We start from the raw sequence: 8554 nt of genomic DNA on the forward strand, positions 1-8554 counted from the left end.
CGAACAGGCTTTGGATGGTGTGTACAGCCATTGTGGCAATCACTATCAGCCCTCCCGGAGGGGCACGGCGCTTCTTGTTGCAGCCCGCACAGACTTTCGCGATGTTGACGGCAAACAAGCAGCATTTATTTCCATTCTCGTTCACGGCATTCCCAAACAAGATATCCCCTTTGGCAAACTTTGGTGTGAGCCTGATGAACTAAGTGGCGGTGTGGAGATACTCAAAACGCCTATCACTATTCCTTTGCGTGCCGATGTTCGCGAACAATTCAAGATTTTATTGAGGTTTTAATATGAAGCATGAAAGTGGTTTGCCCTTTGCAATTGACAGATCTCGCGGCAAAGACGAACAACAAAGCGTTGTCTTTTATGGACAACGTCCCTTTATTCAAGCTGGTGAACTCAACGAGGTTCAAACCATCATAAGGGGACGCCATAACCGCTTGGGGCGCCTTGTGGCACAAGAAGGAGACCGCGTTGAACGCGCCGATGCTTTTGTCAACAAAGAAACACAAACCGTCACTTTAACGGATGGCAAGATCTATATCGCAGGCGATATTTTCCCCGTTGCACCCGCTGTACTCAACAATGTTTCCATGATTGGGCGCATTGAAATCGGTGTAAAGCTCCAGAAACAGTGGAGTACACATGAGGATGATCCAGAGCTGTTGGGACAAATTCCAGGCACCTTGGCAGAAGGAGAACCTGGTGCCGCACGCGAAACAGCAAAGCTTGTTTGGGCTCTGAAAGAGGATGCTCAAGATGGCACTTTCTTCCCGGTTTATATTTTGCAAGATGGTGTTCTGATTGACCAAAAATCCCCATCATTGCTTGAACCCGCCATGCAAGCTATTGCTACTTACGACCGTGCGCATGGGCATTATATCGTGAGTGGCTGCCGTGTGAGTGCATTGGGAGCCAATAACGGCTGCCAAGTCTTTAGCATTCAAGAGGGAGAAGCCAATATCAATGGCTTTAAACGCAAACGCTTAGCCGCCTTGCGCCATGAAGAGGTGGAAGATTTTTCGACAAGCGTTGTGCCAAGCGAAACCCATATCTTTACACCCCAAAAAGAGGAAATAAGCTCTCAATCTGACATTCAAGCTGGTTCTGACATCACCCCAGATGCTGGTAGTGACATCACCCCAGATGCTGGTAGTGACATCACCCCAGATGCTGGTGGTGACATCGCCATAGATTCTGGTGGTGACATCGCCGACCTTGTTGCTTACGGGCATACTACTCCTGAAGAAACGCATATTTTTGCACCTCAAAAAGGGAAAACAAGCTTTACCTTTAAAACCTATTATGCTCCCATTGCCGATATTCAGTCTCTTTTGTTGACAAAAGAAAAAACCGTCACGCTCACCCGTGGTGCAGTTGCCGCAGGGCGTGATGGTGTTCCTGATAAAAGCATCACCGCATTTATTAAAGTTGTTCAAGGAAGCAAGGAATTTAAAGAAGGCACAGATTTTAAAAAAACAGGAGACACCATTGATTGGGCACCCGTGGGAGACGAACCTTTAGTGGGAAGCACCTATCAGGTGACATATCGTTACCGTGCAAAAATCACCGCCGATAAGGTAACAGCACAGGAAATTACAGTATCAGGTGGTGCTGATGGTGGTGATATTATTGTCAGTTATACTTACAAATTACCGCGCATTGACCGTATAGGTCTCAACACACAAGGCAATGTGGTTTACATCAAAGGGGTTTCATCAGACCACCCCATGGCACCAAGTGTCCCTGATGATGTGTTATCCCTTGCAACCATCAGCAACAATTGGCTTGATATTCCTCTTGTGGTTAATGATGGCACGCGTGTTGCCCCCTATGATGAGATGTGGCGCTATTTTCAACGGGTGCTCTCCCTTGATCGATTGATGCAATTAGAGCGCATTAAAAGCAATGTGGACTCTAAAGAGCCTGTCGCCAAAAAGGGCATGTTCGCTGACCCCTTTCTTGATGACTCTTACAGAGATGAAGGCTTTCAGCAAACGGGGGCTGTAGGCAGTGGCATTTTACAGCTCGCCATTGATCCAACATTTTACACTGCTCCTTTAAAAGCGCCTGTTACGCTTGACTGGACAAATGAAGTGATCATTGCGCAAGAGTTGACAACGGCTTGCGAAAAAATCAACCCCTATCAAAATTTTGCAACCCTGCCTGGTACAGTAACCCTTGAACCCGCAACAGATTTTTGGCATGAACAGCGCACCGATTGGCTCTCGAGTGTCACCAATCAACTGAATATGGGCTGGAACCGTGGCAGAACTATCCGTAACACAGAAGTGCATGATGATCTCATCAATGAGACTCAAAAACAAATCGATTTCTTAAGACAAATTACCCTTCACTTTAAAATTGAAGGTTTTGGCAAGTTAGAACAATTAGAAAGTCTTACCTTTGATGGTGTGAATGTCTTGCCGAATGATTACCTTTTTGCCAATGCCAAGGGGATACTTGAAGGTACTTTTAAGATTCCTGAAAACATTCCTGCTGGCACAAAAAATGTTGTGGCACGGGGAAAAGGGGGAACCATTGCTACGGGTCTTTTTACTGGGCAAGGCGTGATTGATGTGAAAGTGATGCGGCGCACCACCACGGTGCGTATCTGGACACAATTTGACCCACAAGCGCAGGTCTTTACTCCTGATGAAACACGGCAAATCACAGGTATTGACTTTCATCTTTGCAAAATCGGTAATCAGGACCATGATCTAGTGATTGATTTGGTCACCACCGAAAACGGTTATCCGACCGCCGATATTCAAGCACAAAGCTTTTATTCTATGAAGAGTGCAAAAACAGGTTGGGCAGAGGCACGCTATGATGTACCACTGTTAGTGATGGATGACCGCTTAACGGCTTTTGTCATTAAAACCGATGATGCTGACCATTCCGTCTCCTTAGCAAAACTTGGAGATTTTGATGCAGAACACCAGAGATACGTCTCAAGTCATCCTTATGTGACTGGTCCACGTTTTTCTTCAGTTAACGCGCAAAGCTGGACTGCCCATCAAAATGAAGCACTGGCGTTTCGTGTGTTGGCAGCCCGCTACACACAAACAGAAAAAACCATTGATCTTGGCACATTTGATCTTGTGGACTGCTCTGATTTACAAATACGCGCAGCCATTGAATTGCCTTCAAGCGAGTGTTCTGTCATCTTTGAAATTGAAAGAAACAATGGCACGGTTTATCAACTCCTGCCCTTTCAATTACTAAGCCTTACCGAATATATCAGTGAAAAAGTCAAGCTCCGTGCCATTCTCAAAGGGACAGAGAAACTCTCGCCTATTTTGTTTGCCCCTGTTCAATTGATTGCGGGAAAGATTCATAAGGAAGCCACTTATGTCACCCGTGCTTTTGCTTTTGGCGAAAAGGCAAGGTTGACCAGCTATATCAAAACCTTTTTACCGGGCGGTGCAACCTTTACACTCGAGATGCAACTGGATGACGGTGCTTTCACCCCTCTCACATTAGAGGAAACAGAACAGTTATCCGAGCCGCTTTGGACAGAGCGCAAATTTGTGAGCAGCGATAAAACAGCCAAACAAGCACGCCTCAAACTCACACTTACCGGTGGACCCGCAGCGCGGTCAATGGTGAGCGATTTTGGCGCCGGCATATTATGAGGGGAGAACAGAGATGGAAAAAACCAAAAAGCTACAGATGGAATTGCCTAAAGAAGGACGTTTTATCAGTTCTGAATTTCCAATCTTGCGCGAAAACTTGACGAAAATTGATCAAGCCATTGTTGATATTGAGGAAAAGCTAGAGGGAAAAGCACCCTCAAAACACACGCACACAATAAGTGATGTTGCAGATCTTGAAGCAACTCTTAAGGCCAAGATGGCAGCGGATAAAACCTTCACTTTTGCTGATTTAAGCGATATCGAGGGCGCTAAGGATGCGGCCAACAATTATGTTCTCTATAAATCAAGCAATAATAACTTCACCTTTGGCAGTGCAATATCATTGTTGGGAACGCATCAACATAAAACAGAAGATATCGTGGGATTGGATGAATTTAGAGCCAAGATCAACGAAGATCTCACAAGCTATGGACGCTTAAAACAAGCCAATGAATGGCAGAATTATAATAAATTTACCAGCAAAGTCACTATGAGTGGTGGCTTAGAGCTTTTGGGTAATTCTCCGTTTAGCCTTACCCATAATGGTGAAGTGGTCACCAGCCTAAGTACAACGGGAAGCTCGCTTAAAGGACCGCTTAAAGTTGATGGTGAAGCTGTTTATACGAAAAGTGAAATAGATAAATTGATTGCTTCATTAGCCAAAAAACCAGTTGAAATCCTGATGACAGAAAGTGGCACCATTCCATTGCCCGAAGGTATGACCGATAACACAGAAATCGAAATATGGGCGTGGGGTGGTGGTGGCAGCGGGGAGACTGGAGGCTGGTTAAAAAGCACTCAGAGCGGTCGTATCACATATACCTACTACGGTGGCGGTGGAGGAGGCGGAGGACAATGTGTACGCATTCAAATTAAAGGATCTCAACTTAGAAAATCAAGAAATATTCAAATTGGTCGTGGTGGTAAAAATGGCAGTGGTGGTGCAACGATTATTAAAGATCTTCTCGTCGCCAATGGTGGGAGTGCAGGTTCTCAGGGTAGCGGAGTTACCCAAACAGTAGGCAGAGGAGGAACAGGAGGTAATTCTAGCATTAAAAACTTTATTTTTTCTGGCGGTGATGGTGGAGATGGCGGAAGCTGTAACGGTGGAAGCTCTCTTTTTGGTGGTGCTGGTGGTGGTGGCGGATCTAGTAATGGTGACGGCGGCTGGGGTGGTGAAAGTGATAAAGGTGGGAAAGGTGGCAGAGGTGGTAAAAACCAAGCTGATGCTGGCGGTGGCGGCGGTGGCTATTTTTCCGGAAAGGATGCATGGAACTACAACAGCGGTGATGGTGGTGATGGAGCAGTATTATTAAGATTTTTTATATAGGAGTTTTTGATGGAATATGCAGTTGTTGAAAATGGTGTAGTAACAAACATTATCGTAGCCTCAGAAGATTATGTTCACGCCTTTGATGGTGAAGCCATTCCTTCACATGAAGCACAAATCGGCTGGAGTTATAAGGATGGAGTATTCTCTCCTCCTATTGTTGATGAAAACACAAAACAGCTTTCATCTGCTGAAATGGCAGAAACAGATGCACCTGTAGAGCCTGTAAAAGAACCGCAAGAGAAAGATGATCAAGTCTAGGCGATAAGGCTTGTATGTTTTTCTTTCTTTAAAGTCCTTTTTGACTGACAGTGTCAGGCTTATGGAGCATAGTGATGGTTGTTATAGTCTCTTCATTGATTTGGAGAGCAAGATGGCAACAGAATTTAATCATGGGATTCGTATTGTAGAGGCTGGTGAGGATTCCCGTCCCTTAGCAACATTTGATCAAACCGCTATTGGTGCGGTTGTCACAGCACCTGATGCTGACAATCAAGTTTTTCCCCTCAACGAGCCTGTGCTACTCTTCACACATGAGGGTGAGAAAATCCAAAAGCTTGGGGCAAGAGGTACAGCTCTTGATGTGATTAATGCTGTGTGTGCACAGGGGATTGAGGCACAAATTATCCTTGTGCGCGTGGAAGAAAAGTCGACCATTGCTGAGACACAAGCGGAAATGGTGGGATCCTACGCTTCCTTAACCGGTGTGCATGCGCTGAAACATGCGCGTGGGCATTTAGGGGTAGAGCCTGGGATTTTACTGGCACCAGCTTATAGTGCAGGACGCCTTGATAATGGCAAAAATCCGCTAGCAGATGCGCTTGAACAGGTTGCCGAAAAGCTGCAAGCGATTGCGGTTTTTGATACGGGGGGTAAAAACACGCAAGAAAGTCTTGCCTATCGCGCAGATTTTTCCTCACGCTTTTGTTATCTCATTGACCCCTTTGTACGGGTGGCAAATAGTGAGGGTGGTTGGAGTGTTAAACCAGCAAGTCCCTTTGCGGCGGCGATGTTTATCAAACGTGATAAGCAAAGGGGAGGTGTTTTTTGGTCTCCTTCAAATCAAGATGTCAAAGGCATTTTAGGCACGGCGCGCCCGATTAGCTATTTTGATGGCGAAATCGATCATGAGGCTAATCGCCTCAATCAAGCCGATATTGCTACCTTTATTCCAGCACGGCTTAGCCAAAATGCGCATGGAAAAATAGCTGCCAATGGACGCATTTTATGGGGAAACCATACCACCTCTAGTGATCCACTCTGGCGTTTTGTCAATGTGGTGCGCACCCGTGCAGCATTGGAAAAAACCATCATCAACAATTTCCGCCCTTGGGCGAATGACGAGAATCTGACCGGTCAACATGTTATTGCCATTACCCGCTCTTTGACCAGCTTTCTTGATGATATGATTGCCCGTGGTGCCCTTTTGGGTGGGCGGGTTTGGTTTGACCGCGATTTAAATTCCAACAGCACTTTGCAATTGGGAAAGTTACGGGTGGAATTTGATGCAGAAGAAGTCCCTCCTCTAGAAGATTTAAGTTTCTCCAGCCGGCGCAATAGCGCTTATTTTGACCGGTTGGCGCAAGATATCCAAAAGAAAATGACCTATCAATTTGGCGATACACTTGAAACTTATCGCAAAGCAGCAAGGAGTTAAAGCATGACTTTACGTATTGTACGCGGTTTTACCCTGATTGTTGATGATGATGTGAATCTTCATCTCGATCTTGAAACGCTTAAATTGCCCACGCTGGAAGAAATCACAGAAACCTATCAACCAGGCGGTTCTGATATGCAAATTGATGTTGCTGGTCTTGGTGTGAAAGCCCTCGGTTTGCAAATGAAAATCCGCAGCCACACACCAGAAATTATCGGTATCTTTGGTGGTCCTCCTGGTCTTCGTCATAAATTTACCGGCAAAAAACATGTGATCTCTGAAGAAGACGGGCGTGAGCATGAGCATTCCATTGATGTCACAGGGCGTTTGATCAAAGTCGATAGTGAAGGCTTAACGGCTGGCAAGGCAACAGGTTATGATTGCGAGATCAAAAATGTTTGGGACTATACCGAATATTGGGATGGTTCTGTTTTGCACCGCTTTTCGTTCAAACGGGGCGGTTGGCTTGTGCGCAACGGACAAGAGATCGGTGGCCGCCGCCGCTCTATTCTCAACTTATAGGAATTGATCATGACAAGTTTACAAACCAGCATTGATGTGGAATTGCAGGTTCCACTTCTTTATCAGGATAAAGGTGGCAAAGAATCTCTCTGCAAGAAATTGACCTTTTATCGCCCCACTTTCAAACAAGCTAAGCAATTAGCCGTGTTGATTGGACCACAGCTTGCAAAGTCACTTTTGCCCGCTGTAGAAAAAGATAAAACACCCTTGAGCAATGATGTTCTTTTTGCCAAGCTTTGTGAGGCTTTATTGACCCATGAAGCCATGGAAGGGATAGTGGCGCTTTTAGCGGATATGTCTCATGAATCCGTTGAATTGATTGATCGTCTTGATGTTGTTGACATTCTTGCTGTCTTCAAGGCTTTTTTTGCTTTTTTTCCCACACGCCAATCCTCTCCGCCGGACAATTTGGAGCAGAACTAGCGCTTTATTATCATTGGGCGCCTTCAGAAATTAACCAGATGGATTGGCTGGATGTGATTGCCTATCGAGAAGAACTCGCACGCCTGAAACAACAAGAATATGAAAGCCATCAGTTAGGATAAGAGACGATCATGGATGTTTCCCTTGTTGTGCGTTTTGTTAATCATCTGCAAGAGGGGATAGCCTCTGCTAAGCGTGATCTTGCAGCCTTTAGTTCAGATGTTGCCCATTTCCAAAACAAGACAAGGCAGCACTTTAAAAATTGGTTTGATCCTGAGCACTTGAGGGAAGCAACAGCAAATGCGGAAAATGCTTTCAACCATGCGCGGGGGCGCATGGTGGGTGCCATTGCGCAAACAGCAACCTTGATTGCACCCCTCTATAAAGCCATGCAATTTGACCAATCGATGAAAGGCTTGGAAAAGGTTCTGGATGCTCCTCTTCATCGTTTAAAAGAATTGCGTCGCTTTGCTTTGGAAACCTCCACCAAAATTCCGTTAGCGGCGCGTGAAGTTTTGGAACTGATGACCAGTGCCAGCCAAGCTGGGATTGGCGAACAAGATCTAGAAGCTTTTAGCATTTACGCTGCCAAAGCAGCTGTTGCTTTTGATATGACGGGGGATGAGATTGGGGAGCGTTTTGCCAAATTGCGCAATGTCTTTAAGCTTAATCAAGCAGGCATTGAAGATTTAGGTGATGCCATCAATCATCTCTCTAACCACATGGCGGCAAAAGCAAGCGAAGTGTCTGACTTTACCAATCGCGCCACCGGTGCGGCAACCATGTTTAAGTTGACAGCACGGGAAACCGCGGCTTTTGGTACGGCGATGATTTCTGCTGGTATCGTTCCAGAAAGTGCAGCGCGTGGTTTTAATGCGATGAGTGCGCGCATTCAGGCAGGGGGTAAACATATTGAAGATGCTTTTGCCAATATCGGGCTTTCCCGCGAAAAATTTATGCAAGATCTGGACAAAGATGCCA

General features: G+C 45.7%; 7 protein-coding genes and 1 pseudogene. All 8 read left to right on the forward strand.

Annotated elements, in window-relative coordinates; genetic code table 11:
* Nucleotides 1–292: pseudogene (locus tag J7R13_RS08030) on the forward strand (phage tail protein); the annotation flags it as partial.
* Between the two features lies 1 nt (nucleotide 293).
* On the forward strand, nucleotides 294–3641 hold the full coding sequence (locus J7R13_RS08035) for a DUF4815 domain-containing protein (RefSeq protein WP_208438220.1): 3348 nt from the start codon (nucleotides 294–296) through the stop codon (nucleotides 3639–3641).
* Between the two features lie 13 nt (nucleotides 3642–3654).
* On the forward strand, nucleotides 3655–4971 hold the full coding sequence (locus J7R13_RS08040; protein ID WP_208438221.1) for a Bgr_08870 family protein: 1317 nt from the start codon (nucleotides 3655–3657) through the stop codon (nucleotides 4969–4971).
* Between the two features lie 9 nt (nucleotides 4972–4980).
* Complete coding sequence (locus J7R13_RS08045) at nucleotides 4981–5232, forward strand: hypothetical protein (RefSeq protein WP_208438222.1); 252 nt, start codon at nucleotides 4981–4983, stop codon at nucleotides 5230–5232.
* A 112-nt stretch (nucleotides 5233–5344) separates the two neighbouring features.
* Nucleotides 5345–6628, forward strand: a complete 1284-nt coding sequence (locus tag J7R13_RS08050; RefSeq protein ID WP_208438223.1) for a phage tail sheath C-terminal domain-containing protein — start codon at nucleotides 5345–5347, stop codon at nucleotides 6626–6628.
* Nucleotides 6629–6631: 3 nt separating this feature from the next.
* Entirely contained in the window at nucleotides 6632–7150 is a 519-nt protein-coding gene (locus J7R13_RS08055) for a phage major tail tube protein (protein ID WP_208438224.1), read from the forward strand.
* A 9-nt stretch (nucleotides 7151–7159) separates the two neighbouring features.
* The gene (locus tag J7R13_RS08060) at nucleotides 7160–7573 is read left to right on the forward strand and encodes a hypothetical protein (RefSeq protein WP_208438225.1); all 414 of its coding nucleotides are present in this window, start codon (nucleotides 7160–7162) and stop codon (nucleotides 7571–7573) included.
* Between the two features lie 131 nt (nucleotides 7574–7704).
* The coding region (locus tag J7R13_RS08065; RefSeq protein WP_208438226.1) for a phage tail tape measure protein at nucleotides 7705–8554 on the forward strand (850 nt) is incomplete at its 3' end.

It is taken from the genome of Bartonella taylorii 8TBB, from assembly GCF_902825155.1.
GTDB classification, from domain to species: domain Bacteria; phylum Pseudomonadota; class Alphaproteobacteria; order Rhizobiales; family Rhizobiaceae; genus Bartonella; species Bartonella taylorii_A.